The sequence below is a fragment of the Tateyamaria sp. GN1-10 genome, assembly GCF_055693845.1.
The window spans coordinates 50,207-76,173 of the sequence record NZ_JBVFUR010000003.1 but is presented as its reverse complement, the minus strand read 5'-3'; the positions used below and the strand labels follow the sequence as shown (position 1 = coordinate 76,173).

The following is a 25,967-nucleotide window of genomic DNA, read 5'->3' as shown; positions in this document are numbered from 1 at the left end:
GGGAAATACGGTAGTGGCATGAAAGGTAAAATTGTTATACGTTTCACGCATGACCACCCGCTTTGATCGCCTTGCACTGTTGGAATCATTTGTGAGGATCGCAGAGAGGCAATCGCTCTCCGCAGCCGCACGTGATTTGGGGACATCACAGCCATCAGTCTCTCGGCAGCTTGTGGCGCTGGAGAAGCGACTGGGCGTCGTCTTGGCGCGTCGCACAACACATGATGTGACACTAACACCAGATGGGCTCGCCCTATTGGCGGACGCCCGACGGATGCTCGGAGCATGGGAAGCGCTTGAGGATCGACATTTAGGTGCAGGCGCGTTGAAAGGCACCATTCGGGTCATTGCCCCGGTAGCCCTTGGTCAAAGCCTTTTTGTTAAAGCCGCTGCTCAGTTTTTGAAAGATCATCCCGAAGTAACAATTGACTGGCGATTGCGTGATGATCCCATTCGCTTTGCCGAGGAAGGCTGCGATTGTTGGTTCAAAGTTGGCCCTGTCCCGGACGACACCTTGGTCGTGCGGGAACTGGCACGTGTCGAGCGGCTGGTCGTGGGAACGCCGGAATGTTTGGAGAGACATGCCGGGTGCGATCTGCATGAAATGCCTTGGCTGACGTTGGGCCCTTTCGAAGGGAACAGGATCGAACTGTTCGATCAAGAAGAAAGGACACAGACATTCTCCGTCAAACCGAAGATGGCGAGTGACAATATTCACGCGATTTACGAGGCGACAATGCAAGGTGTGGGCATTGCCATCATGCCGCGCTGGTTTATCGCATCAGAACTTGAAGACAAAGCGCTCCTCGAAGCTGCACAGGATCTGCGCGCAGCCTGCTTACCAGTCAACATGGCACTGCCATCGGGCACAATGCGGCCCTCCAGGGTGGAACACTTTTGCAATGCCGTACAACGTTGGTGCGACGAAAAGCTGAACTCAAATTCCTGATTTCGCCCGATTAAGGATCTCAGCAGCAATTGGGCCAACAAAAGTCATTCTGGTGCAGGCGGCCCTGAGCGGAAATTCGTTCAAGCTCGGCTTCGCTTCGGCTGCGCCAATGGCGGCTTCACGATAAAACAGAGCAAGGTCAGTGAGTGAAAGCGCCCTCTTGTAGAAGCATCGCACCGAATATACGCCGGAGCCTGCTGGCTCAATTGTCCTTTTGTTAAACACTGGGAATTGACCGCTCCATCCTGTGCAAATGCGTCCAGCGCTGCCGGTTGGAAAAGAGCCGCTATCATCGCCGCCCTTCCGACTCCGGGCTGTCCGGTCAGCCTTCCTCGTTCGCGCGTTTGAGTGAATCGAAAAACTCTCGAAACAAGATCACCTTGCCCTCGGTAACTTGCACGATCACAACATACTCGTTCGAGTACTCCTTTCCCGTCCGAGTGTTCGTCAGATCGCCGTGGAATTCGATGATCACCCATTCAGGGTCAGCACCGGGATGCACAGCCTTGATCGGAAAGCCGCGCGGTTTTTTGTAGCCTTTGGTGTCCAGAAAATAAGAGCGCAGATTGTCGATCCCGACAACGGGTGCCTCGGCCTTGGGGGAAAACGGAAACTCCAACCTTCCCTCATCATGCCAGAGCGTCATCAGGCTCTCCATGTCACCACGTCCAAGCGTCTCGAGAAATTCGGTTGCAGCTCGAATAGTGGCATCATGTGCTTTGGTCACAAAGTCGGGGCGGGCTGTTGTGTCGGTCATCTCGGTAGGTCCTTCAGAAGATCGTCAAGGCGTATGGGCAGGTGGCGCACGCGGATGCCACTTGCGTTGTAGACTGCGTTGGCGATGGCCGCGGACGCACCTACGTTGCTGATTTCACCAAGGCCGCGTGCGCCAAACGGGTTGAAATCGTAGTCGGGGATATCCAGCATCTCGACGTCGAACTCATTCACATCGGCATTCACCGGGACATAGTATTCGCCCAAGCTCGGGTTCACGAACCGGCCGGTTTTGTCATCAATGAAGGTTTCTTCCATCAGTGCCATGCCGATGCCGAATGTCATGCCGCCCAGCATCTGGCTGCGCGCGGTCTTGGCATTGATCACCCGGCCAACATCAAAGACGCCGGTCATCTTGGGCACACGAATGATGCCGAAATCCCGGTCGATCCGAACTTCGGCGAAAATAGCACCGAAGGAGTAGAAGCTTTTGTCGGTTTCAACGCCGCCTGTGAATCCGTAGGTGTCATCGGAGCCCCCTTCCGCGACAATCTCATGCACATCGGTCGGCATCACTTCGGCTGCTGGAACCGAGAGTGGACCGCTCTGTAACGCTCCGCCGTCGATCACCAGCGGTTCATTGCCAGGGGTATGCCCCATATCAACCAGCCGGGCGCGCAGTTTCTCAGAAAGTGCACGGCAGCCATCATCCACCGCTGCAGCGACGCTCGCCGTGGTCATGGACCCACCGGCAAGAGGCCCCGGCGGCAGGTCGCTGTCACCGATCAACACGCGTACATTTTCGGGGGATGTGCCAAACCGTTCGGCCACCATCTGTGCCAAGACGGTGTAAAGCCCGGTGCCAATGTCCTGCACCGCTACACCCACATGCAGAGTGCCATCGCGGTCCAGCGTCAGACGAGTCTGGGCCGGCATACGGTAGCCTGGGTAACAGGATGTCGCCATCCCAAGCCCGACAAGATCGTTGCCATCACGCCACTGTCCGGGTGCCTTGCGTCGCCCCCAGCCGATTTTTTCGGCACCACGATCATAGCATTCGAGCAAGTGCTTCGATGACCACTTGCGGCCATTTCGTTGATCGATCTCGGTGTGATTACGGCGACGCAGATCAACCGGATCCATGCCCAGATTTTCTGCCAACTCGTCCATGGCACTTTCCAGGGCAAACGTGCCGGGGGCTTCACCAGGGCTCCGCAACGGCGTTCCGGAAGGACGGTTCAGAACCCGGATGTTGTGGCTCACCTCCAAATTGTCGCACTGATACAACATCACGGTTGTCACCCCGCAGGGTTCCACATGGTCTCCGACCGGAGAGCGGTAGCTATGGGTAAGATGCCTCGTTGCTGTCAAAACCCCGTCAGCGTTCGCGGCCAGTGTCACTTCCTGCTCTGTATGGGGGCGGTGCCCGCAGGAGGTGTACATGTCCTTCCGGCTCAGAACCAACAGCACGGGTTGGTTGACTGCACGCGCGGCAGCCGCCGCGATCAAAGTGTGTGGCCAAGTAAAACCCTTGCAGCCGAAACCACCCCCGATGAAAGGGTTCAGAACGCGCACGTTTTCAGGGTCCACCGACATCCCGAACGCAACGTAGTTCTTGTCGTTCACGCTGCCTTGCGTGGCGTCGTAGACCGTCACCTGATCCTCGTTCCAGACCGCGAGCGTTGCCGACGGCTCGATTGGATTATGGTGCTCGATCGGTGTGGTGTAGGTTGCGTTGACGACGTGAGTGGCCTGGACAAGGCCAGCCTCGACATCTCCGCGTGACACCTGAAGTTCTTCGCCCGTGTTATACAAACTGGGCTGGCGCACCTCTGCGTCCGGGTCATCAAACTCCGTCTTTGCGGTCGACGCCTCGTAGTTCACCACGACGGCCTTTGCAGCCGCTTCTGCGACCTCAAGCGTCTGCGCCAGAACCAGGCCAATATGCTGGCCGACAAAGTGAACCTGATCTCTGTCGAAGGGTGTGTATTCTTCGCCCGCCGCAAAGGTTCCATCTGCGGGATTTTTGATGCGGCGGATCAACCCGCCATCGAGGTGGCTTAGAAAGCGGACAAATCCGGGCATGCTTTGCGCTGCAGACAGATCAAACCCCGTGATGCGGCCAGACGCGATGCTGCTCTTGACCAAAACTCCATGCAGCTGTCGATCTTCGGCCAGGCGGTTATCTGCGGCATAACGGGCAGTGCCAGTGGTTTTCAGTCGTCCGTCGACCCGGGAGATTGGCTTTCCAATGACCTTGCTCTCCACATTCATGCTGCCTGCTCCCTCAATCCTTCCATGACCCGGACGATGGCCCTCTTGGCAAGTTCGATCTTGAATCCATTGCCTGCTCGGGGTTTTGCGCCTTCAAAGAAAAGTTCCGCCGCTTTGGTGAATGTCGCTGCCGTCGCCGGTGCGCCGCGCATCGCGTCTTCGGCGTCCGCGCTGCGCCACGGCACCGTGCCGACGCTGCCCACGGCAAGGCGCACGTCTTCCACCTTGTCGCCGTCCAGCTTCAAAGCCGCGGCAATAGAAACAAGGGCGAAGGCATAGCTCGTTCTGTCGCGCAGTTTGAGATAGGTTGAGTTCGCAGCGAAAGGCAATCCCGGCACTTCAATGGCTGTGATCAGTTCATGATGCGCCAGGGAAAATTCGACATGGGGTGTATCGCCGGGCAGCTTGTGGAAATTGGCAAAGTCGATCTGTCGGCGACCCTCGGCACCCTGCACATGCACGATGGCATCAAGTGCGCGCAACGCGACGCACACATCCGACGGATGTGCCGCGATGCACTGATCGCTCGTGCCAAGCACCGCACACATGCGGTTCACCCCGTCCATGGCATCGCAGCCGCTGCCAGGCGCGCGCTTGTTGCAGCGCGCGTTGTGTTCAGGATAGTAGAAGCAGCGGTTCTTCTGCAGAAGATTGCCACCCATCGTCGCCATGTTGCGAAGCTGCGTTGAGGCTCCGGCGAGGATTGCTTCGGAGATCATGGGGAAACGTGACTGAACATCGGCGTGCCACGCGACGCTTGAATTGCCGGTTATCGCCCCGATCATGAGGCTACCATCGGCACGCACTTCGATATGGTCGAGGTCACTAAGACCGTTTATGTCAATCAAGTGCGTCGGGGCCTCAACGCCCTCTTTCATCAGATCGACCAGATTGGTGCCGCCTGCAATCAACCGGGCATCTGGATGTGCTGTCAGGGCGGAGACTGCTGCTTCGCCCGTTTCGACACGGATCAGGGTAAACTCATGCATTGCGGCCACCCTCCGAGCTGTTGCGAACCTCTTGAACTGCCGAAACAATGTTGGGATAGGCACCGCAGCGGCAGATATTGCCGCTCATGGCCTCTTTGATTGCTGCATCGTCCGGCCCCCATGGCTCTTCCAGCGCCGCCAAAGCCGACATGATCTGACCCGAGGTGCAGTATCCACACTGAAAACCATCATGGGCGATGAATGCATCCTGGAGCGGGTGCAGTTCTTCGGGCGTACCAACGCCTTCGATTGTACGCACATCAGCCCTGTCGCACAGCGCTGCCAGCGTCAGACACGCCAGGACCCGTTTACCATTGACGTGCACAGTGCAGGCCCCACACTGCCCGTGATTGCAGCCTTTCTTGGTTCCAGTCAGATCCAGCGTCTCACGCAAAAGATCCAACAACGTCGTGCGTGGATCGATATCTATGCCATGCACTGTGTCGTTGATGGTAAGATCGATGCGTAACTGGTGTGCAGATGCAGCCATTCCGTGTCCCTTCGCAATCCAAAAACTCGTGGCTGCGAGGGCACCCCGCATTCTCGAACGGGCTCACCGTTCAGGGTGCCGCGCAACCTCTTCGGAAATCCAGATAAGAGTTGTCAGCGATTTGGACTGTTCAAAAATTGACCGATCAGGTCCGATATCTCTTGCGATAGTCAGAGGGCGTAACAGCAACGGCTTTGCGGAAAGCGGCGCTAAACTGGCTGTGGGTCGCATATCCGAGTGCGACAAAGATCTGTGAAACAGAGTGCTGATCGTCACGGAGCATGGATTTTGCACGATCCATCCGGATGTCACGCACAAGTTGACCCGGCGTCCGACCAGTGCTTGAGCGCAAAGCACGAATGAAGGGTGACGGGGCCAGCCCCGCTTCAGCCGCGAGTTCGTCCAAACGAATGCGCCGATCCAGATGTGCATAGACATAGTCCACAACTCTCGTCAGCGCTCTAGGTTGCAAGCCCCAAACGCTGTCGGGTTTCTTACGGTGGCCGCTTGCAGTGAGGACGCTGTGAACAAGCGTCTCTGCAAGAAATTCAAAGTGGATCGTTTCCGCTCCGCAAACGAGGCTCCGCGCCATTTCCTTTGCCAATTGGGCGAGGCGAGAATGACAGCTGTTGTCCATCGGCATGATCGGCAACTGTTTTTGTGATCTGAAGGCACGCTGGGCACGCGCGGCAAAACTGTCCGCGCACATCTCAAACCGTAAAATCCGAAGATCCGATCCAAACAAGACTGATCGACGGTCCGATCCCGATGGCAAGACGGTCAGCATGCCAGGCTCATCCGCCCCGCGGAAATCTTGTCGACCGTTTTTGACAATCACTGTTTCACGAGTTCCCCCTGACAGGTTGTAGCAAAAGCGGTGCTCCTTGAGCCGGTATGAAAACTCTTCCCGCTCTTGGTTGCGAATGGAAACGACGGCGCAGGAAAATTCGCCGCCAAAATAGGCCAGCATACTCGAGGCGGAAGATGTCTGTCGCTCTATGGTCAGCGTTGGTGTGGTCGACTTTGATCTGTATCTATCGCTTGTCTGGATGTCGATCACGCTTGATTTCTGTGAAGGTTAAGCTCGACGACCGCAGAGGAGTGCAGCGATACATCGCAGATAGTTTGGAGTAACCTAACCCGTTTCAGTACCTACCCAAACCCTTGTGCAAACTCATGTAGACTTGGAAAAGAAAGCGGCCACTAGTTTAGGGCGCAGCATTCGTAAGTCTAGGCTCCTTGGTGCCATTGCAGCCACCGCAGAATCCCACGAACTAGCTCTGATTTGCCAAGATAACGGCCCCGAGCTGACCTTCAGCTGGCTACCCGTCGCTGCAGCGCAACCTCCCCAAACCGGTCATTGGTGGAAGGCGCAACATCCTTCAAACTAGGACGATCGGCTAGCGAACTGCACTCCTTCAAACACCATCCCACCGTCTCAACATCCAGTACCACTGTTCCGGGTTCGCCATGATCCGCGCAGACAAACTGTCATTGAAAGCACGCGTCATTTGGATGGTGTCGGTGTGGGGGATTGGGGCTTCGAACTCTACGCGAAATGCGTTCCCATCGCCAATGCGGGTGCCAAATGCAGGGATCATGGGCAGATCGTATTTCAGTGCAAGATGGGCCGCCGACAGAGATGTGAGAGCGTCATGCCCGAGAAACGGTATCCTTACACCTTCTGAATATTTTTCATCGAGCAAAATTGAAATAATGCCACCATTCCGCAGATGCCGCACAAGGGCTCTGGTTCCAACGCGGCCGGTCGCCAAGATCGGCTTCCCACCTGCCTCGATTCCAGCACGAATGCGACGCTCGTAGTGGCGGTTCTTGTGTGGCCGATATACAGCTCCGCTTTCGAGCCCATGCATTTTGATCACGGCGCGAATAGCTTCCCACTGTCCAAAATGGCCGGAAACAATGATCGCTCCCCTGCCAGCCCTTTGAGCCTCTTCGAGAGCAACAATGCCAGGACCGGAGACCCTGAACTTATAGTGTTGGGTTTGAAAATCAGCATCATGATAAATCTCAAACAGCGTTCTGCCCATATGCCAGCCCATATCTTGGCCAAGCTTGGCGCGTGTACTGCGCTTCATATCGGGAAAGACCCGTTTGGCTTCGCGGTCAAATCGGCGCTTTGCTGGTGGGAACCAACGCATGACGGCTCTGAATGTCGTTCCCAATCCAGCAGAACGAGAGTCAAAGGAGCGCCACCTCACAGCGGTCAGCGCCGACCACAGTGGAAAGTATCTTGCGTGCTGTAGAACTGATTTCAACGATACGGAGAGCATTGTTCTCTATGACTGGTCCCAGCGGCAATACCAACCGAAAACAATAGAGCCTATGACCCCGGTCCGTCTAAATTGCGGATTGTTTGTACGGCGATTCTCACCGATCCTGCGGCACTACAGCGCAAACAAGACGTCGTTACGTCAGTCTTCAGTCCCTATCGGCCCCAATGTATGTACCGGCTGCTGTTCGCAAATGATTTCTCGCATGTTCTCGGAAGTGGCTCATATGTATCCAGCCTACTGATCGACACGCGGGTCGTGGCCGTGTTGGGGTTACGCACGCGCCGTGGTCTCATTAGCGGCAAGGTCCAAATTGACCGAATGGGCCGTCAGCCTCTGGGGGCGTAATTGTTCCGCTCCATGCTTTCTTTCAGTCGCGAACTCTTCTGGGTCGATCCGACTTACACGCCGATGGCGATCTCGTCTCTGGGCGCGTCAAACGCCGTTTTGTATCTCAAGATGCTCCACGCCATTCGTGCCCGCTTATTGGCCAAGGCGACAGCAAGCTTGTTGCGGTTCATCCGTTCTGCGGCTCGCGTCAGCCAATCTCCAAAGCTAAAGTCCGGCCAACGGTTGGTTCGCATCAAGATAACCTTGGCGGCCTGAACGAAGAGCATTCGCAGGTATCGGCTGCCACGCTTTGGTATCCGGCCAAGCACTGTGCGACCGCCTGTACTGTATTGTCGCGGTACGAGGCCAACCCAGGCCGCAGCCAGCAGAATTTGCGCGCGAAAGTTCCGCCATCTAGTACTGAAGCTGAAATGTCCTTCCGTCATATTTTCGATGCATCTGGCGCTGACAATCCTCATGGTGAACTCCACAAGCATGAAAGCGGTGCGGCGAATAAATTCTCTCCAAATGGAACGACCTGGTCGTGATCGTAGAGCACCATACCTTGGACAAACTTCTTCCCGCATGCTTCTGCAAGTTTGCGCATGCCAGAAAAATCACTCGCCGAAACGGTAGCAGAGGCCTTCACCTCGATTCCGACGACCTCGCCGCGGCGGTTCTCCAATACGATGTCGACTTCGTTCTTGTCCTTGTCCCGGAAGTGCGAGAACGTGCACCTCTGTTCGCTCCAGGTCGCGATCTTCCGCAGTTCGCTGAACACGAACGTCTCCAGGATCGCACCGAAACTCGTTTTGTCCTTGCGGACCACTTCGGGTGAAACATCCCGCATCGCTGCGAGAAGGCCCGCATCATAAAAATGTAGTTTGGGTGACTTGGTCAGACGTTTCAGTCGATTTGTGAACCAGGGCTGCAGGGTATGAACAAGGTAGAGACTCTCGAAGACACTCACATACTTTTGTGTGGTGACATGATTAAGGTCGAGGCCAGCACCGATACCCGTGTAGTTGACCAACTGCCCCGAGTGCTCGGCCAGCACCGACATTAGTTTTGGCATGATGGCGAGTTTTTCGATCTGTGCGACGTCACGGACGTCCCGCTGAACGATCGCATCAAGATAGCCGTGATACCAATCCTGCTTCCGGGACCATCTCGTCCGGCCGAGCGCTTCTGGATACCCGCCGGAAAGGACGTTTTCAACGAGCTCATCACCGACGATCATATGCTCGGCTGTCGGTTTCTCCCGAGCAAAGGCCCGATCAATAAACTCTGATTTCGTACCCAGAATTTCCGCCTGTGAGAGAGGAAGTAACCGAACGACCTCCATGCGACCGGCAAGGGAATCCGCCACTTTTGGAATGGTCATGAGGTTGGCCGAACCCGTTAGGAGGAACCGCCCCGGAGTCTTGTCGTCATCGACGAGGTTTTTGATGGCGAGCAGAAGGTCGGGCGCGCGTTGGATCTCATCGATCACGGCGCGGTCCAATCCGCGGACAAACCCCACCGGATCATCGATCGCTGACCGCAAAACGTTGGCATCGTCCAATGTCAGAAAGGGCGTCTTGTCCGACGCAATGTCGGTTGCAAGCGTCGTCTTGCCGGACTGACGTGGCCCCGAGATGAGAACCACGCGGGTGTCGGACAGCGCCTCTTCTACTCTGGCCTTGGTAAATCTTGGGTACATTACCGCGCGACTCCTCTCGACCGATTGAAAGTACGCGCCCGACCAATTGAAAGTCAATATCCGACCAATTGAAAGCGAGATACTGTCTGATTGGCACTCGAACTTCTGACTGATTGAAAGTCAAAGCTCGACCAATTGAAAGCGCACCGGCCCTGACCGCAGAATTTAGACGTCTTCAGCTTCACCGCCAACGCTGAGATCAAGATCAGGCAAATCTCTCAGAGTCTCCAGATCAAACGTCACCAAGAACGTCTCAGTCGTCACAAATGTATGTGGCGCGCCGGGGCGCGGGGCGCGCGGGCCGCTCGCGATCAGATCCTTATAGCGCAGCCGGGCCAGCAGATCGCGACTGACCTCTTTGCCGAAGATGTCCTTGAGCCCCGCCCGATCGATCGGCTGGTGATAGGCGATGGCGCAGAGCACCCCCATCTCCATTTCGCTGAAGGCCAAGGACTGGTCGCCCAAATCGGCGGCGGCATTGATCGCCTCGGCGAAATGCGTCTTGGTGCGGAACATCCAGCCGCCCGCAACCTGCGCCAGTTCATAGGGACGACCGGCCAGCTCGGCCTGGATGTCATCGATCAGCATCTCGACCGAAACGTTCCCCACCACGCGTGCCAGATCCTCGCGCCCGACGGGCGTCGCGCTCGCGAACAGAACCGCCTCGATCCGCCCCATCCATTCGCGCCAGCGCAGCTCCTGCGGCAGATCCTCGAGGTCCCGGTCAAAGATGGCGCCGCGCTCGTCCACCGGTTTCCGCTTCTTGGTTGCAGTTGTCATGGCGCGATCCCGTAGAGGCGGAAGGTCGGGCGTCCGGTCAGCTCTCGCGCAACTCCCATTTCCACCAGCCGATCACAAAACCGCCGCGCAGCACGGTCCGTCATGGGAATGTCGGTGCCCTGGATCAGGGGCGACAACATAGTTGACGGCGCAACCGCATCCTCAGACAGGAACAGCGCGACCGCGGCGTCCGATCCTTTGGCGCGTAGCTTTGGGGCAACCACTTGAAGCGCCGCCCCGCGCTGTGCCAGGTCTCGTGCCAGTCGGATCGCCTCTTCAGTGGACTGCAAAAGACGCTGCTGCACCGCGAGGTCAGCCCCCTGCCCGTTCCCGACGAGATCGCGCAATACTGCTTTGGTGAGGTTCAGGGCAGAGACGGGAAGGATCATCGGCCAATTCAGGCAACGCGCTAACACGATATCCGACAACAGACATGCCGCCCGCTCCGCCCGGTCGTCCACCGCCAAAACCGCGCGCACTACCGCAACACATCCCGCTAGTGGCCCATGGGTCCGACTATGGGCCACAGCCGATTGCAGCCAAACATCGACGTCCATCTCAAATTCGGACCCAACAAACCCTTTGAGCACCACTTGCCAATCGCGTCCGGTCAGTCGCATCCGCGCTGCCTCGCGCCAGAAGGCCAGGAGATCGCCATCCGGTCCCCGCGCTTCACCGGGCGGCGTCAGATGGAACGCATCCCGGATATCACCCTCTCGCGCCATCCGCCCCTGTAGTTTCGAGGTGGCGGTGGCCGCTTTCAACGCCACACAATTGGCAAGCAGTTTCACCGGCACGCCATAACGCGGATCGCTCACCAGCGCGTCCAGCGCCATGAGCGCTGCCCCGGATCGAAAAGCCACAGTTTCAGGGGTTTCCGCACGCAGGGAGGTGACCCAACCCGGGAGTTTCGGTAGAGTGTTCAAGTCGTCATCGATAGCTGCGGGTTGGTAGGTCATGCCACAAGACTATCTAGCAACGGCGCTTTTGGCTACCAGATAGTGTATAAACCGCCCCACCTTGAAGTTCGCATTTATGTCCAATAAAGTTGTCTTATCGGACATATCTGGGCTGCAGTCAAAAATATGAGCGAACCATCTGAAACCCACCGCCCGAAACCCCGGAAATCAAGCGCAGCATCCACAGATGCAATGACCGTCGACGAACCCAGCGGAACGAAACCCACAGACAACGATGCCCTCGCCCTACCCTCGCATACCGGGGGCCTCGCCGGGTCCGGTGCCCTTGATCGGCTTGTCGACACAGCGCGCACCTACGCCCAGGCCTCCACCGCCGAAAATACCAACAAGGCCTATGCCGCCGATTGGAAACACTTTGCCCGCTGGTGCCGGTTGAAAGGCACCGAACCCCTGCCCCCCTCGCCGGAAATGATCGGGCTTTATCTGACGGACCTCGCCGCGCCCCAGGGAAAGACCCCTGCCCTGTCGGTGTCAACGATCGACCGCCGCCTCTCCGGCCTGGTTTGGAACTATGCACAACGCGGCTTCACCCTTGATCGCAAGGACCGGCACATCGCCGCCATCATGGCTGGGATCAAACGCACACACGCCCGTCCGCCAGCGCAAAAGGAAGCGATCCTGCCCGAAGACATCCGCGCCATGGTGGCCACCCTGCCCCACGATCTGCGCGGGCTCAGGGACCGCGCCATCCTACTCATCGGATATGCCGGCGGGTTGCGCCGAAGCGAAATCGTGAGCCTGAATGTCGGCAAGGATGACACTCTGGATTCCGGTGGCTGGATCGAAATCCTCGACAATGGCGCGGTGTTGACGCTCAACGCCAAAACCGGCTGGCGGGAGGTCGAGATCGGGCGCGGCTCAAGCGATCAAACCTGTCCGGTACATGCATTGGAACAGTGGCTGCACTTCGCCAAGATCGACTTTGGCCCGGTCTTCGTCCGCACGTCGCGAGACGGGAAAAGGGCGCTCGACACACGGCTCAACGACAAGCACGTGGCGCGGCTGATCAAGGCGACTGTTCTCAAAAGCGGCATCCGCGCAGAGCTGCCCAAGGCCGAACGCCTCGCCCTGTTCTCCGGTCACTCCCTGCGTGCAGGCCACGCCTCCGCCGAAGTGACCCGCCGCGACCGGTTCCGCGTCAACCTCACAAAAGCCGCAGGGTTGTGACGGCCCGGCACAATAAAACCACGGTAGTCAAGGGTCCGGCTTCTTGAGGAAATCCGCATAAAGCTGATCAAGGTTTTCGGACAGATATTCGCCAAACGCCGTGGAATCGTTGGACGTCAGCGAGATGTTATAGGCCCGCCCTACACGTCCAATCACACCCTTGATCCGACCCTCGCCAGCGGTCCAGGTCCGCTTGGGCGGTGCGGCCTTGGCCCGTCGGCGTTTGGGCCCTTTCCCCGCTTCCTCGACCTTGCTGTGCATGATCTCGAACTTCGTGTCGCTGTCGAGCTGCTCAAACCCTTCGGTCTTGAGGATGCGATACGCGATGCCCTGATTGGCCTCATCCGCCATCAGCTTCTTGAACCCCTCCCACCGGTCCCGCCCGATCTGCTTGGCGGGTCCAATGGCGGTCACGATGGTCTCGGGCACGGTCTGGGCCACGGCCAGCATCCGTGACAGCAACGTCCCATCAATGGTCAAGGCACGTTGAATGACATCCTTGCCCTGCCCCAGATCAAACAGGTTCCGCGCAAACAGCGCCTTCTCGATAAAGGACAGGTCCGCCCGCGCCGTATTCTCCTGACCCTGCGCCAGCACATGAGCCTCATCGTCCATCTCCTTGACGACCGCGCGCACGGCCCGGCCAAGGTCGCGGGCAACACGCACGCGACGGTGTCCAAAGACCACCATATAGCGATCCGCAACATCCGGGTGCGGCCGCAGCAGGACAGGCGTGTCCTGACCACTGGCTTTAATAGACGCTTTCAGGTCCTCATAGGCCTCATCATCGCCCGTCAACCGGTCATTGACGAAGGATACATCGACCAGATCGGGATCGATCTCGACAATGGTTTCGCCTTCCATCAACCGCTTGGAATGCTCGGCCAGACTGTCAATCGACACCTTCATCGACTTCGACGCCCCGCGCATGGCGTAGCTTGACCGCCCTGCCCCGCTTGGCGTGTCGGTCGGCTGACCAATCACGGATTTCAACAGGTCCTTTCTGGCCATGTCATCCTCCTTTTCGTGCGCTCAAAAATCCAATCTGCACGGCTGTCAAAACTCATGGTATATCCCGGCCCCAGGCCTGGTGCACAAGGCCCGCAATCTCGTCATTCACCGCATTCAGTGACCCCATCGCCCGGTCATAGGTGGACCGTACGAACTGCGCCCGTTCGACCTCGTAAAGCGTCTGCTTGGTGATGCCCGCATCAGAAATCGCGGTCGATTTCACCATTTGTGCTTCCAGCATCTGCTCGGGGAACATGGCCTGAAGAAAGCCGACCATCTGCTTCTGCGGCCCGTCCGTGGGTTCAAACCGCGTCACCAGATAGCGGAACCATTTCAGCCGCATCTCCGCCCCCGCCTCGCGGATCGTTTGCAGGATGCCACCCAGCATCAACAGGAACTGGCTCATCGACATCACGTCCAGCATCTGGGGATGCACGGTGATCAGCACGGAACTCGACGCCGTGAGGGCCGTCAGGGTCAGATAGCCAAGCTGCGGCGGGCAATCGATGACCACGATGTCATAGCGGTCCTCAACCTCCTCCAGCGCCTTCGAGATGCGGGTAAAGAATGCGCGCCCCTCGGACGGGTCGCGGCTGGTGAGCGCGACAGGCGTGTCATACTCGTATTCCTGCAGGTCGAGGCTGGCCGGAACGATGTCGAGGTTCGGGAAGTTCGTGGGCCGGATCACCGCACTGATCGGCTGCCGTTCGTCGTCATAGCGCAACGTCTCATAAAGCGATGAAACAGAGTCCAACTCAGGCTGAATCCCATGTAGCGCGGTCAACGACGCCTGCGGGTCCAGATCGATAGCCAGCACCCGGTGCCCTTTGAGCGCGAGATGCTGCGCCAGATGCGCGGCCGTGGTCGTCTTGCCGCTGCCCCCCTTGAAGTTCACGACCGAGATGACGTGCAATTCCTCACCCTCGGCCCGGTGCGGCAGGTACTGCCGCTTGCCGGGACGGCCATGCGCATCCAGGTAGGCACGCAATTCCAGCATCTGTTCAGCCGAATATGACCGCCGCCCTGACGGTGATGTTTCGGGTTCCGGGCCCTTGCCCTCAAGATGCAGCTTCTTGATCGTGGATTGCGTGACACCCAGGAAATAGGCCACCTCGGCCAGCGAAAACTGCCGCAGGCCTTTCTGGGCGTTCGGGGGGTACTGTTCCTGACGCAGGATGTTCAGCCTGTCAGAAATCAATTCCCCTTGCCGAAGGATGATTTCATCAAAGGACATATCGCCTATAACAGGCTCTAATTGGGGATTTCCCATGCTGCCGCCTCGTGTAATATCGCTTTTTGCGCGATTTCTACCGTTAAACTGTGCTTAACGCGGAACGGACTTATCCACAACGATTATATCAATTTGAAGTTTTGCGGAGGGCTACGCCAGCGTTGATCACATAAACACAGAAATACACTTAATTCTCTGTTTTAAATACATTTTTCAGATTTGCACGGCTGTCAAAACGTCCGCCATCCCCACTCATAAACGTGATAAAATGGTCGTCTTACCGCCAAACTCGTGAAAAGCCACTCAGGACGCCCTTTGCGCGCGCTGCCACATGGCACTGTTGACCGCGCGGGCGATGATGCGCTCCTCATCCGTGGGGATGACCATGACCCGTGTTGCACCACTGTTGATGTCACGCGCATTCTGTTGGTTGAGGGTCGGATCGATTGAGATCCCGAGATACTCCAACCCCTCGACAATGCGCTGCCGGATCAGGGCTGCATTCTCCCCGATCCCACCACAGAACACCAACGCGCCAATCCCGCCCAGCACGGCTGTCAAAGCCCCGATCTCGCGTCGGGCGCGGAACACGTAGTAGTCAATCGCCTGCCCCGCCTCTGGCCGGTCCGAAGCCAGAAGATCACGCATGTCGCTCGTCTCAGCCGACAACCCCAGAAGGCCACTTTGCTGGTACAGCATCTTCATCACATCGTCCGGCGCGATGCCCCTCTGCTGGATCAGATACAGCACCACGCCCGGATCGATCTGCCCGCAGCGGGTGCCCATCGGCAGACCGTCGAGCGCGGAAAACCCCATGGTGGAGCCAACGCTCTTGCCCTCGCGCACAGCACACATGGAGGCCCCGTTTCCGAGATGAGCAATCACCATCCGTTTCTTGTGCAGCTCCGGTTCATCCCGGGCAATGATGCCGGTGATGTAGTCGTAGCTCAACCCATGAAACCCATACCGCCGCACACCTTCGTCATAGAAGTTGCGAGGCAGCGCGAAGGTGTCGTTGACCCACGGGTGACCGCGGTGAAAGGCCGTATCGAAACACCCGACCTGCACCGCGTCTGGAAAGGCAGCCCGGGCCGCCTCAACACCGGCAAGGTTGTGCGGCTGATGCAGCGGAGCGAGGGGTGAGAACGCGTCCAGCGCCGTCAGAACATCCGGGGTCAGCACCATGGGTTCGGCAAACTGTGGGCCGCCATGCACGATGCGATGTCCGATGCCGGAGATTGGCAGACCCGCCATGTGCGGCTTCAGCGTCTCGATGACCTGACCAAGGGCAGTCTCATGGGTTGGGGCGCTGAGGGTTTCAGTGGTTTTCTCCCCTGCCCGTTCCAGCACCAACCGGGCATCCGCGCCCAGCCCGTCCACCTGTCCGGTCAGCAACATCTCGGGTTCGGGGGCGTCTCGGTAGAGCCCGAATTTCAGCGAGGAAGACCCGGTATTGAGCGTCAGGATTGCAGCGTTCATCGATCCAGAGCCCCGCTGAACAGAGATGCAATCGCGGCGGAGGCGACACGGGTTCGGCGATCGTCGGCGCGGCTGGTCAGGATGATCGGAACCTGCGCACCCAACACGATGCCAGCCGCCTCGGCGCCCGCCAGATACATGAGCTGTTTGGCGATCATGTTGCCCGCCTCAAGATCCGGGGCCACGAGGATATCGGCCTGACCTGCGACGGCAGATGTGATGCCTTTGGTCGCCACCGCCCGCATCGAAATCGCGTTGTCAAAGGCGAGCGGGCCGTCCAGCACACCGCCCGTGATCTGACCCCGGTCGGCCATCTTGCACAGGGCACCAGCCTCGACCGTCGATTGCAGCCGCGGGGTGATGGTTTCCACGGCAGAGAGCAGGGCGACTTTGGGCGCGTCGATCCCAATGGCATGGGCCAGGTCAATGGCGTTCTGGACGATGTCGGCCTTGGTTTGCAGGTCGGGGGCGATGTTGATCGCGGCATCGGTGATCAGCAACGGCTTGGGGTAGGTGGGCACGTCCATCACATAGACATGGCTCATCCGGCGTTCGCTGCGCAGGCCGGTGGTTTTTGACACCACGGCCGACATGATTTCATCCGTGTGCAGCGCGCCTTTCATCAGGGCCCGGGCACGACCCTCACGAACCAGCGCCACGGCCCGTTCGGCAGAGGCGTGGCTGTGCGGGGTGTCGATGATTTCGAGCGCGCTGATGTCCAGTTCTGCTGTCTCTGCCACCGACCGGATGCGGGCCTCCGGACCAACGAGAAGAGGATGGATCAGACCCAGATCGAAGGTTTGCAAAGCGGCGTCCAGAGAGGTCGCATCGCAGGGGTGCACGACGGCCGTGGGCAGGGCAGGGTGCTTGCCCGCGGCCTCCAGCAGACGGTCATGCCCTGCACCCCGGCGGTGCATGACGAGGTCCGGCATGACCACGCGCGGGCGCCTGATCTTGTGGGTGGGGGCGAGGACGACGGCCTGCCCGGTGATGACGGGTTTTCCATCGCCGTTGGTGCAGATGCAATCCAGTGTCAGGCGCTTTTTTTCGGGGTCCTTTTCGGTGACTGTGACACGCACTGTCACGGTGTCGCCGATCCCAACCGGTTTGAGGAATTTCAGGGTCTGATCAAGGTAAATCGTGCCCGGACCGGGCAATTGCGTGCCCAATACGTTCGAGATCAGAGCGCCACCCCACATGCCGTGAGCAATGACCTTGTGAAAGGCCTCTTCCTGGGCGAATTCCTGATCCACGTGGGCGGGGTTCACATCGCCCGACACCACGGCAAAGGCATCGATATCCTGTGCGGTGAGGGTGCGGACCAAATCGGCGCTGTCGCCCACAACAATTTCATCGAAGGGACGGTTTTCGATGTAGCCCATGCTGGGGGTGATGTCAGACGACATGGTGGCCTCCGTCTATATAGGCGGTGTTTCCGGTGACCGAGCGGGCAAAGTCCGAGACGAGGCAGGCAGCCATCGCGCCGACCTCTTCGATGGTGGTCAGTTGGTTCAGGGGTGCGCGTGTTTTGGCATCGTCAATCAGCGCGTCGAAATGATCGATGCCAGAGGCCGCACGGGTTTGCAGCGGGCCGGGGGACATGGCGTTGACGCGGATACGCTTGGTCCCCAACTCAACCGCAAGATAGCGGGTGGTGGCCTCGAGCGCGGCCTTGACCGGGCCCATGATGTTGTAGTTGTCCACGACCTTTTCAGCACCGTGATAGGACACCGTCAGGATCGTGCCGCCATCGGTCATCAGGGGTTCTGCCCGTTTGGCCAGCCGGATCAGCGAATGGACCGAAATGTCCATGGCCAGCCCGAACCCTTCCTTTGAGCAGTCGACGACCCGCCCGTGCAGGTCATCGCGGGGACAGAAGGCAATCGAATGGACAAGGAAATCGAGCCGGCCCCAGCGTGTCTGAATGGCGTCGAACACGGCATCCATCTGATCATCGTCGGTGACGTCCAGTGGCATGAAAATATCTGCATCGACGGCTTGTGCGACCGGTTCTACGAATTTGCGCGATTTTTCGGTCTGATATGTCAGTGCCAGATCGGCCTGTGAGGCGCGAAAGGCCCGGGCACAGCCTGCCGCAATTGAATCTTCGTTGGCGACACCAACAACAAGTCCCTTCTTACCGGCCAGAAAGTCGGTTTTGGGCAGCATATCTTACTCCATTTTGACATAGGTTCCCGGCGCATCCGCCAACGCATTCTTGATTTTCGGAGGTTTGACCATTTTGCCGGACCGGTCGGACAACCATGCCGTCCAGGCGGGCCACCAGCTGCCTTGGTGCAGCTCGGCCACGTCGCACCAATCCTCGGGGGTCAGGGTGTTTTCATCGTCGCGGATGGTGTGGAGGCGGAAGTGGCGGCGAGGGTGGCCAGGTTTGGAAACGACCCCGGCATTGTGGCCGCCATTGGTCAGGGCAAAGGTGACGTCCGCATGGCCCAGATCGTGGATCTTGAACACGGATTTCCACGGGGCGATGTGGTCAGTTTCCGTGCCGACACCGAAGATCGGGACACGGATGTCGCGCAGCGAAACTGCACGTCCGTCCACGTGGTACCGTCCGGCAGCGAGGTCGTTGTTCAGGAACATCTGGCGCAGGTATTCGGAGTGCATCCGTGCAGGCATCCGGGTGCTGTCGGCGTTCCACGACATGAGGTCATTCATCGGCGGTTCGCCTTCGCCCAGCAGGTATTTGCGGACCATCTGCGACCAGATCAGATCGTTTGATCGCAGCATCTGGAAGGCGCTCATCATCTGGTCGGCTTCGAGGTAGCCCTGTTCGGCCATGACATCTTCGAGGAAGGACACCTTGCTTTCGTTGATGAACAGCATCAGTTCACCGGCCTCGCTGAAATCCGTTTGTGCGGCGAGCAGGGTGAGGCTGGCGAGCCGCGTGTCCTTGTCCCGGGCCATGCTGGCCGCAGCGACCGAGAGAAGCGTGCCGCCAAGGCAGTAGCCGGTTCCGTGTACCTGCTGGGCGCCGGTTGCGTCAGTGATGTAATCAAGCGCTGCCATGGGCCCCTGATGGAGGTAATCGAGCATGCCAAGATCGGCGTCTTCTGCCCCCGGATTGCGCCATGAGATTGCGAATACGGTGAACCCCTGTTCGGTCAGGTAGCGGATCATTGAATTGTCCGGGCTGAGATCGAGGATGTAATATTTCATGATCCAGGCGGGCACGATCAGAACCGGTTCCTGATGTACCGTGTCGGTAAGTGGGGCGTATTGGATCAGCTCCATCAGGCGGTTGCGATAGACGACTTTGCCTTTGGTGATGGCAACGTCCCGTCCCACCACTTTCGTGGGTCGTTTGCGATCGCCTTTCAGCCCTTTTTGCATGTCGGCAAAGGCGTGCGCTGCGCCGTCAATGAGGTTTTGCCCGCCTGTTTCAACAGTGCGTGCGATGGCTTCGGGGTTGGTGGCAAGAAAGTTGCTGGGTGACATGGCGTCCAGCATCTGGCGCATCATGAAGGTCATTTTTGCGTCATTTGCCGGGTTCAATCCCGGTACGTTCGATGTGGCCGCATCAAAGAAGTCTTCGGTCAGCAGGAACGCCTGCGCCCAAGCGGCGAAAGGCGGTTTGGTCCAGCCGGGGTCGGTGAACCGGCGGTCGCCTTTCTTGGGCTGGGCAGGCCAGTTCTCTGGTTCTGCTGGGCATCCATTGGCAATGAAGCTGAGCCAGTTTGTCCAATTGTCTCGCGCCTTGTTGGCGAGGGTCAGTCGCTTGTCCGGTGATGTCGCGAGATGCAGCGCCCAGTCGTTCCACATGTTGATCGTTGAAACGGGGGAGGTGCCGCGCGTCATTGTTGCGATGAGTTTGCGAAAGGTGTGGTCTGTGGAGGGTTCGGATGGTTGGTTGTTGAAGTCTTTCATCTTGCACACCTGCGGTTGTCGATCCTGCTCGCAGGTAAGAATGGCTGACCCACATCACAAGCATGCGACTGTCGAACCCGTAAGCGGGAATGTGCCGGTGGGTTTGTATGCCTGTTTGACGTTCAGGCGGGGTGGGAGGTGCACAAGAATTTATCGTTTTCCTGTGAATGTCGGGCCTTAAGGTGAACCGTTGGGGTGCATCAGGGCGCTATCGGTACATCAGGAACAGCTGAGTTTGCTTCAGGGCCGCTATTTATAAGCAAAAAAGACGTTTATGGCAGAGGTTGACGGTGCCTGCTTGCTGGGTGTTTGGTTATTTCTGTTAGAAATCTGGTTAGGTTTGTTACGATGTTAGGGCATTGGAAAGACTCAGGGAATTCAGGTCCTTGAGGATTGTTAGCGTTCCTGATGTACCGAACATGTGTTCCCGATGTACCGAACTAGCGTTCCTAATGTACCGAGTCGTGTGTTCCTGATGTACCGATAGAATGTTCCCGATGTACCGAGTCACCAGATCGGATTGGCTTCGATGTACTTTTTTGCAAAGGCACGGAACGCTGCATTGGCGTTTTTGACCGGTTCGTCCTTTTTTTCCGCCCATTCGCGCCATGCGTTGAGGATATATTGGATGTCATATTCCGGGTTTGCGTGTTTGACTTCGGTCAGGACGGAGTGGGCGACGTCGAGGTTCAGCGCATTCGGTACATCAGGAACAGTCAGATCGTCGAATTTCGGCTGGAATCGCACAAGCGCCTGTTTTCCCTTGGTCTTGAACGGGGTGGAGACGGAGGAGGGGTCCACGATCTCGACATGGTAGTCGGGGATGGTGCCGGCCTCACAAATCTCGTTGATGCGGAACTTGAATTTCCGCTCGGTGTCGATGGAGCCGCATTTTTCGGCCAGGCGTTTGATGCCGATGTACCATTCGGGCTGGCGGCCCACATGTTTGCGGGCCAGTTCGTAGAGGCGGCGCTCCAACCCCTTGGACAGGCGAAAGTAATCGCGGTTGATGGTCAGAACGCGGCGATCCTTGACGATGGCGTTGAACATCCAGCGGTTCATGGTCACTTCGACGGCGCCCATGACTTTTTGCCCGCGACGGTTCGTGCGTTCGATCACGCGCCAGTCTTCGATCCAGCCGAAACCGCGGCGTTCGCGTTCGTCGCCTGCGGTGATGTTGGTCAGGATGTTGGTCGAGCGGAGCCGGTCGAGCGCGTCGAGGAAAAGCTCGTAGGCGCGTTTTCCGGAACTGCGGCCCGTTACCTTGAGGAAGTCATAGGCGGAGAAGGTGATTGTGCGGTCTTGGATTGTGTTGGACGTGTCCGCGTCGAAGCGGCCGTTTTCGATCCGTTCATTTACCAATGATGTCAGGTAGATAAGGATGTCCTTGTCCCAGATCGTGGCGATCCCCTTGTGCCCCGGCTGGATCTCGATCTTGACCGTGCCATCGTCGAAAACGAAGGGCGTCATGCGCGGGCGCTTTTGCAGGGAGAAGAAGGGAAATTCCATCAGCGCGCGCTCGTCCTTGACGGGCGCGTCGGCGAGTTGGTCCAAGAAGAGGTCTACTTGTTTGTCTGACACGTCCGTTCCCGATGTACCGAATCTCGCGTGTTCCCGTTATACCGAGTTTTGTGTTCCCGATGTACCGATATTTTCAAGATGTTGCGGTAGCGGTGGATTTTGGCACAAGTCGCGTTTGAGCGCGTCGCCAAAAGGCGTGCTCAGTTTGATCCAACAGGTGTTTTTTGGGGCCGCACCTGACCGGGCGACCTGCCGAACCTTTTGGTGAAGGCCCGTGTGAAACTGGCGGGTTCCGCATAGCCGACACGCCACGACACCGTGTCCACATGCAGACCGGAGATCTCAAGGAGGTGATGGGCCCGCGACAGTCTTGCGTCGAGGTACAGCTCGCGGAAGCTGGTCTTTTCCTCGGACAACCGCCGACGCAAGGTGCGTTCCGTTGTGGCAAGCATCCCGGCGACCGTCTGGATGTTCAGGTCGTCTTCGATGTTGTCGAGGATCGTGTGTCTGACCTTTTGCGACCAGAGGTCCGGTTGCGCGTTCTGCTGTTCCAACAGGATCTGGCACTGGTCGACACAGTACTGGAACGTGGCCGGATCCGATTTTGGCAAAGGTTGGTCAAACAATGCGGAGGAAAAGGACAGGGCAAAGCCGGGACTTGCCCCTTTGACCGTCACGCCGATTGTGCTGGCGATATCCTGAACATAGCGCGCATCGGTATAGGGCGTTTCCACAACCATGTCGTTGAAATTGGGCGCGTCCAACATTTCGCGAATGAAGTCCAAACTGATGACCGACTGGGCCTCGATCGCGAAGGTGTGGGCCTCGGGGGGCAGTTCTGTCATATCCAGTTTGATAAGCACCCGATCACCGCCGTCTTCCACCGTGTAGGTGGTCAGGCCGGTTGAGAGTTGCATGTAGTCGAGAGAGAGTTGGGCCGAGACCCGTAAAGTGGGCGCGGTCAGCAGGGCAAACCCGTAGACCCCGTAGGCAAAGGGGTGCAGCTTGCGGCCCGCCCTGGCACCCAGTCCGATGTCGTGCGGGGCGAGGCGAACGATGTTCCTGATCGTCTGAACCTCTTGCAGCCAAGTGACCTGGCTGTCTGTGCCGGTGAGATCCTGGCGCTGCAATCCGGTGTTTTTCAACACCTCTGCCGGATCAATGCCCATGTCCTGCGCAACGTCGCACACCGCCCGGATGCCTGTCGCAGTGCGCATGTTGGACAGCTTTCTCATATCCGGCAGGTATGTATTTGGCCGGAATTATCAAGCATCTGTCCGAAGATGCCATTTCTTCCAATTATAGTCTCTATATCATTGGAAAAGAATGATTTTTTGTGCGTCCCCTTCACATGTTGAGAGTGTTGCCCTGCGGGCAATGCTTTTGTTTTGGCCCGCGTGCGCGGGGTGCAAACGGGTCGCGCAGCGGACAAACACGAGGGTTCAAATGAAAACGGCACTTATCCCAACCGCCGCCGGGTTGACCGCGTTGGCGACGCCTGTTTTGGCAGATTTGGAATACAACTTGGGGTCCGGTGCGACCTTGACCTTTTATGGTCAACTGAACCCCGCCATCATCTCGGTCGATGATGGGCGGGACAGCGAAACCAACCTGCTGGACAATGACCTGTCGAACAGCCGGATTGGCCTGCGGTATTCAACGCCCTTCGGAAACAACACGTTCCAGTTCCGGCTGGAGACGGGTCTTGGGCTGCCGAACTCATCCGAGGTGAGCCAGAGCGGATCGGATTACAGCCGCTTTACCCGCGATGACATCCGCCATTTCGACTTTTCGCTGGAGGGTGCCTGGGGCCAGGTTTCGCTGGGTCAGGGCAGCATGGCGGCCGATGGTGTCGCCGAGAATGACCTGTCCTATGTGGGCACTGCGCTGTATTCCTTTACCGCCGATGCCAACCCGAGCTTTCTGTTCCGGGATGGGTTTGACGTGCTGAGTGGCCCGGCCATCGGGGATACGACGGACAACTTCGATGGGTCGCGCCGTGGGCGCATCCGCTACGATTCACCCGATTTCTCAGGCTTCTCGTTCAGTGCGGCGGCGGGCGAGAACATCCTCGATCAGGAGGATGAGAACGAGTATTACGACGTGGCCGTTTTCTATAATGCATCGATTGGCGGTGGTGCAGAGATGTCGGCCGGTCTGGCGTACCAGGAGCGCAACGGGACCGAGGGTGATCGTTCTGACATCGTGGCGTCTGCCTCGGTTCTGTTGCAAAGCGGGCTGGGCTTTACCGCGGCCATTGGTGACCGCGATGACGATGCCAGCGGGGCCAGCGACCCGCGCTACTACTATGCCAAGGTGAGTTACGAGGCCGATTGGTTGCCCATGGGTAAGACCGGCATCGGGCTGCACTACTGGGATGGTTCCGATTTCAACGTCGATGGATCGGATTCGGATGTCTGGGGGATCGGTGTGGTGCAGGAGGTCAAAAGGCTGAACACCGATCTGTACCTGACCTATCAGGAATACGATTATTCAGACAGTACGGGTGATTTCCAAGACAACTCGACCATCGTTTTGGGTGCGTTGTGGAAGTTCTAACGCACTGAAAACGCGGGATTGTGGGCGGTGTCCTGTCGCGCCGCCCGCGGTTTTTCGCCGTCCATCGCACAATCGGAAACACTGTTGACGCATATCAACGCGGCCCTGTTTTGGCTGCCTAGGCTGGGGTCAGCGTTCCAATCCGTCTTTGAAGGTCTGCCATAACTCCGGGGAAGTCATCGCGCCATGAAGCTGAAGTTTCCGACTGCCTACACCATCCTTTTTGCCCTGATTGCCCTTGTTGCGATTGCAACGTGGTTTGTACCTGCCGGTGAGTATGAGCGTGTCGCCAATGAGGCGCTCGGGCGGGATGTGCCGGTGCCGGGAACCTATGAGACCGTGGAGCCGAACCCACAGGGGATCATCGACGTCTTCCTTGCGCCCATCGCCGGGTTTTATGACCCTGGCAGCTATGAGGCGCAGGCGATTGACGTGTCGCTGTTTGTTCTTGTGATTGGCGGCTTTCTGGCCGTCGTGACCAAAACTGGTGCCATTGATGCCGGGATTGGGACCGCCATGCGGCGGCTGAAAGGCCGCGAGAAGTGGATGATCCCGATCATGATGGCGCTGTTTGCCGCCGGAGGCACGATCTATGGCATGGCCGAGGAGTCGCTGGCCTTTTATGCCCTGATCATCCCGGTGATGATTGCTGCCGGATACGATGCGTTGACAGGTGTCGCCATCATCATGCTGGGCGCCGGTGTCGGCACGCTTGGGTCCACCATCAACCCGTTTGCCACTGTCATTGCGTCGGATGCGGCGGGCATTTCTTTCACGGATGGCATCAATCTGCGGCTGGCGTTGCTGGTGGCCTGTTGGCTGGCTTGCGTGGCGTATGTCATGCGCTATGCCGCGCGGGTGCGTACCGAGCCGGGGCGGTCGGTCGTGGCCGACCTTGAACAGTCCAACAAGACGCATTTCCTGAAAGCCTCGATCGGTGACGAGATCGTGTTTACCGGCCGTCACAAGATCATCCTCGTCGTCTTTGCTGCCAGCTTTGGCGTGATGATCTGGGGGGTGTCCGCGGGTGGCTGGTGGATGGCCGAGATGTCGGCGCTGTTCCTGGTTGCTGCGTTGATCATTGGTGTGATCGACTGGATGGGGGAGGAGACGTTTGTCACCACCTTTGTCGACGGGGCGCGTGACCTTTTGGGCGTGGCGCTGATCATTGGGATCGCGCGCGGCATCGTTGTGGTCATGGATGCGGGCAATATGACCGACACCGTCCTGTTCTGGGCCGAAGGCGCCGTCGAGGGGTTGGGCGAGGTCGCGTTCATCAACACCATGTTCGGCTTGCAGGCGGGTCTGTCCTTTCTGGTGCCGTCGTCGTCAGGGTTGGCGGTGCTGACCATGCCGATCATGGCACCGCTTGGTGATTTTTCGGGCGTCGAACGGTCACTGGTCGTGACGGCCTACCAATCGGCGAGCGGGCTGGTGAACCTGATCACCCCGACCTCGGCCGTGGTGATGGGCGGGCTTGCGCTGGGGCGGGTGCCTTATGACCGGTGGATACGGTTCATGGTGCCGCTGCTGATCTTGCTGAGCGTCATTATCATGGTGGGCCTTAGCATCGCGACCATGGGCTGAACCCGTGACTGACACGCCGCAT

General features: G+C 58.2%; 21 protein-coding genes and 1 pseudogene. 4 read left to right on the top strand and 18 right to left on the bottom strand.

From position 1 onward, the window contains the following. Positions 1–49 precede the first annotated feature (49 nt). Positions 50–949, top strand: a complete 900-nt coding sequence (locus ACZ1HN_RS00960) for a LysR family transcriptional regulator (RefSeq protein WP_472726099.1) — start codon at positions 50–52, stop codon at positions 947–949. A 322-nt stretch (positions 950–1,271) separates the two neighbouring features. Here ACZ1HN_RS00960 and ACZ1HN_RS00955 read toward each other — a convergent pair whose 3' ends face one another. The 10 genes and pseudogenes from ACZ1HN_RS00955 to ACZ1HN_RS00910 form a co-directional block, all read right to left on the bottom strand. Beyond that, on the bottom strand, positions 1,272–1,706 hold the full coding sequence (locus ACZ1HN_RS00955; RefSeq protein WP_472726098.1) for a nuclear transport factor 2 family protein: 435 nt from the start codon (positions 1,704–1,706) through the stop codon (positions 1,272–1,274). After that, complete coding sequence (locus ACZ1HN_RS00950; protein WP_472726097.1) at positions 1,703–3,937, bottom strand: xanthine dehydrogenase family protein molybdopterin-binding subunit; 2,235 nt, start codon at positions 3,935–3,937, stop codon at positions 1,703–1,705. The genes ACZ1HN_RS00955 and ACZ1HN_RS00950 overlap by 4 nt, the downstream gene beginning before the upstream one ends. Beyond that, positions 3,934–4,926 (bottom strand): FAD binding domain-containing protein, encoded by a 993-nt coding sequence (locus tag ACZ1HN_RS00945; protein ID WP_472726096.1) that lies wholly within the window; start codon positions 4,924–4,926, stop codon positions 3,934–3,936. Before ACZ1HN_RS00945 ends, ACZ1HN_RS00950 begins: the two co-directional genes overlap by 4 nt. Continuing rightward, positions 4,919–5,416: a (2Fe-2S)-binding protein gene (locus ACZ1HN_RS00940; RefSeq protein WP_472726095.1), complete on the bottom strand. Its 498-nt coding sequence runs from the start codon at positions 5,414–5,416 to the stop codon at positions 4,919–4,921. The genes ACZ1HN_RS00945 and ACZ1HN_RS00940 overlap by 8 nt, the downstream gene beginning before the upstream one ends. A gap of 145 nt (positions 5,417–5,561) precedes the next feature. Next, entirely contained in the window at positions 5,562–6,203 is a 642-nt protein-coding gene (locus tag ACZ1HN_RS00935; protein ID WP_472726094.1) for a helix-turn-helix domain-containing protein, read from the bottom strand. Positions 6,204–6,834: 631 nt separating this feature from the next. Then, positions 6,835–7,710: a lysophospholipid acyltransferase family protein gene (locus tag ACZ1HN_RS00930; protein ID WP_472726093.1), complete on the bottom strand. Its 876-nt coding sequence runs from the start codon at positions 7,708–7,710 to the stop codon at positions 6,835–6,837. Between the two features lie 401 nt (positions 7,711–8,111). Next, positions 8,112–8,420, bottom strand: a pseudogene (locus ACZ1HN_RS00925) (transposase); the annotation flags it as partial. Positions 8,421–8,515: 95 nt separating this feature from the next. Further along, positions 8,516–9,742 carry an ATP-binding protein gene (locus tag ACZ1HN_RS00920; protein ID WP_299206027.1) on the bottom strand — a complete coding sequence of 409 codons (1,227 nt, stop codon included), beginning with the start codon at positions 9,740–9,742 and terminating at the stop codon, positions 8,516–8,518. A 165-nt stretch (positions 9,743–9,907) separates the two neighbouring features. Continuing rightward, the gene (scpB, locus tag ACZ1HN_RS00915) at positions 9,908–10,522 is read right to left on the bottom strand and encodes an SMC-Scp complex subunit ScpB (protein WP_472726092.1); all 615 of its coding nucleotides are present in this window, start codon (positions 10,520–10,522) and stop codon (positions 9,908–9,910) included. Then, positions 10,519–11,481 (bottom strand): DUF1403 family protein, encoded by a 963-nt coding sequence (locus ACZ1HN_RS00910; RefSeq protein ID WP_472726091.1) that lies wholly within the window; start codon positions 11,479–11,481, stop codon positions 10,519–10,521. The genes scpB and ACZ1HN_RS00910 overlap by 4 nt, the downstream gene beginning before the upstream one ends. A gap of 192 nt (positions 11,482–11,673) precedes the next feature. On the opposite strand from ACZ1HN_RS00910, the gene ACZ1HN_RS00905 reads away from it, so the two are divergent. Further along, positions 11,674–12,669, top strand: a complete 996-nt coding sequence (locus ACZ1HN_RS00905; RefSeq protein ID WP_472726262.1) for a tyrosine-type recombinase/integrase — start codon at positions 11,674–11,676, stop codon at positions 12,667–12,669. A gap of 27 nt (positions 12,670–12,696) precedes the next feature. Here ACZ1HN_RS00905 and repB read toward each other — a convergent pair whose 3' ends face one another. The 8 genes from repB to ACZ1HN_RS00865 form a co-directional block, all read right to left on the bottom strand. After that, entirely contained in the window at positions 12,697–13,680 is a 984-nt protein-coding gene (gene repB / locus ACZ1HN_RS00900) for a plasmid partitioning protein RepB (protein WP_472726090.1), read from the bottom strand. A 52-nt stretch (positions 13,681–13,732) separates the two neighbouring features. Further along, on the bottom strand, positions 13,733–14,914 hold the full coding sequence (gene repA / locus ACZ1HN_RS00895) for a plasmid partitioning protein RepA (protein WP_472726089.1): 1,182 nt from the start codon (positions 14,912–14,914) through the stop codon (positions 13,733–13,735). A 300-nt stretch (positions 14,915–15,214) separates the two neighbouring features. After that, the gene (locus ACZ1HN_RS00890) at positions 15,215–16,390 is read right to left on the bottom strand and encodes an acetate/propionate family kinase (RefSeq protein WP_472726088.1); all 1,176 of its coding nucleotides are present in this window, start codon (positions 16,388–16,390) and stop codon (positions 15,215–15,217) included. Then, the gene (locus tag ACZ1HN_RS00885; protein ID WP_472726087.1) at positions 16,387–17,796 is read right to left on the bottom strand and encodes a bifunctional enoyl-CoA hydratase/phosphate acetyltransferase; all 1,410 of its coding nucleotides are present in this window, start codon (positions 17,794–17,796) and stop codon (positions 16,387–16,389) included. Before ACZ1HN_RS00885 ends, ACZ1HN_RS00890 begins: the two co-directional genes overlap by 4 nt. Continuing rightward, entirely contained in the window at positions 17,786–18,559 is a 774-nt protein-coding gene (gene fabI, locus ACZ1HN_RS00880; RefSeq protein ID WP_472726086.1) for an enoyl-ACP reductase FabI, read from the bottom strand. Before fabI ends, ACZ1HN_RS00885 begins: the two co-directional genes overlap by 11 nt. A 3-nt stretch (positions 18,560–18,562) precedes the next feature. Continuing rightward, positions 18,563–20,278 carry a PHA/PHB synthase family protein gene (locus ACZ1HN_RS00875; RefSeq protein ID WP_472726085.1) on the bottom strand — a complete coding sequence of 572 codons (1,716 nt, stop codon included), beginning with the start codon at positions 20,276–20,278 and terminating at the stop codon, positions 18,563–18,565. A gap of 507 nt (positions 20,279–20,785) precedes the next feature. Beyond that, entirely contained in the window at positions 20,786–21,859 is a 1,074-nt protein-coding gene (locus tag ACZ1HN_RS00870; RefSeq protein WP_299206043.1) for a replication initiator protein A, read from the bottom strand. A 140-nt stretch (positions 21,860–21,999) separates the two neighbouring features. After that, positions 22,000–23,034 (bottom strand): AraC family transcriptional regulator ligand-binding domain-containing protein, encoded by a 1,035-nt coding sequence (locus ACZ1HN_RS00865; protein ID WP_472726084.1) that lies wholly within the window; start codon positions 23,032–23,034, stop codon positions 22,000–22,002. A 211-nt stretch (positions 23,035–23,245) separates the two neighbouring features. On the opposite strand from ACZ1HN_RS00865, the gene ACZ1HN_RS00860 reads away from it, so the two are divergent. Together ACZ1HN_RS00860 and ACZ1HN_RS00855 are read left to right on the top strand one after the other, a co-directional pair. Next, positions 23,246–24,358 carry a porin gene (locus ACZ1HN_RS00860; RefSeq protein ID WP_472726083.1) on the top strand — a complete coding sequence of 371 codons (1,113 nt, stop codon included), beginning with the start codon at positions 23,246–23,248 and terminating at the stop codon, positions 24,356–24,358. A gap of 186 nt (positions 24,359–24,544) precedes the next feature. Then, a complete protein-coding gene (locus ACZ1HN_RS00855; protein WP_472726082.1) occupies positions 24,545–25,945 on the top strand; it encodes a YfcC family protein in 1,401 nt (466 codons plus the stop codon). Positions 25,946–25,967 lie beyond the last annotated feature (22 nt).

Excerpts from the sequence above, each read along its gene's own strand:
- repA (WP_472726089.1), bottom strand. The coding sequence starts at position 14,914 with ATGTCCTTTGATGAAATCATCCTTCGGCAAGGGGAATTGATTTCTGAC.
- ACZ1HN_RS00905 (WP_472726262.1), top strand. The coding sequence starts at position 11,674 with ATGACCGTCGACGAACCCAGCGGAACGAAACCCACAGACAACGATGCC.
- ACZ1HN_RS00860 (WP_472726083.1), top strand. The coding sequence starts at position 23,246 with ATGAAAACGGCACTTATCCCAACCGCCGCCGGGTTGACCGCGTTGGCG.
- ACZ1HN_RS00855 (WP_472726082.1), top strand. The coding sequence starts at position 24,545 with ATGAAGCTGAAGTTTCCGACTGCCTACACCATCCTTTTTGCCCTGATT.
- ACZ1HN_RS00940 (WP_472726095.1), bottom strand. The coding sequence starts at position 5,416 with ATGGCTGCATCTGCACACCAGTTACGCATCGATCTTACCATCAACGAC.
- ACZ1HN_RS00910 (WP_472726091.1), bottom strand. The coding sequence starts at position 11,481 with ATGACCTACCAACCCGCAGCTATCGATGACGACTTGAACACTCTACCG.
- ACZ1HN_RS00920 (WP_299206027.1), bottom strand. The coding sequence starts at position 9,742 with ATGTACCCAAGATTTACCAAGGCCAGAGTAGAAGAGGCGCTGTCCGAC.
- fabI (WP_472726086.1), bottom strand. The coding sequence starts at position 18,559 with ATGCTGCCCAAAACCGACTTTCTGGCCGGTAAGAAGGGACTTGTTGTT.
- ACZ1HN_RS00890 (WP_472726088.1), bottom strand. The coding sequence starts at position 16,390 with ATGAACGCTGCAATCCTGACGCTCAATACCGGGTCTTCCTCGCTGAAA.
- ACZ1HN_RS00950 (WP_472726097.1), bottom strand. The coding sequence starts at position 3,937 with ATGAATGTGGAGAGCAAGGTCATTGGAAAGCCAATCTCCCGGGTCGAC.
- ACZ1HN_RS00865 (WP_472726084.1), bottom strand. The coding sequence starts at position 23,034 with ATGAGAAAGCTGTCCAACATGCGCACTGCGACAGGCATCCGGGCGGTG.
- ACZ1HN_RS00935 (WP_472726094.1), bottom strand. The coding sequence starts at position 6,203 with ATGCTGACCGTCTTGCCATCGGGATCGGACCGTCGATCAGTCTTGTTT.
- repB (WP_472726090.1), bottom strand. The coding sequence starts at position 13,680 with ATGGCCAGAAAGGACCTGTTGAAATCCGTGATTGGTCAGCCGACCGAC.
- ACZ1HN_RS00945 (WP_472726096.1), bottom strand. The coding sequence starts at position 4,926 with ATGCATGAGTTTACCCTGATCCGTGTCGAAACGGGCGAAGCAGCAGTC.
- ACZ1HN_RS00955 (WP_472726098.1), bottom strand. The coding sequence starts at position 1,706 with ATGACCGACACAACAGCCCGCCCCGACTTTGTGACCAAAGCACATGAT.
- ACZ1HN_RS00960 (WP_472726099.1), top strand. The coding sequence starts at position 50 with ATGACCACCCGCTTTGATCGCCTTGCACTGTTGGAATCATTTGTGAGG.
- scpB (WP_472726092.1), bottom strand. The coding sequence starts at position 10,522 with ATGACAACTGCAACCAAGAAGCGGAAACCGGTGGACGAGCGCGGCGCC.
- ACZ1HN_RS00930 (WP_472726093.1), bottom strand. The coding sequence starts at position 7,710 with ATGCTCTCCGTATCGTTGAAATCAGTTCTACAGCACGCAAGATACTTT.
- ACZ1HN_RS00875 (WP_472726085.1), bottom strand. The coding sequence starts at position 20,278 with ATGAAAGACTTCAACAACCAACCATCCGAACCCTCCACAGACCACACC.
- ACZ1HN_RS00885 (WP_472726087.1), bottom strand. The coding sequence starts at position 17,796 with ATGTCGTCTGACATCACCCCCAGCATGGGCTACATCGAAAACCGTCCC.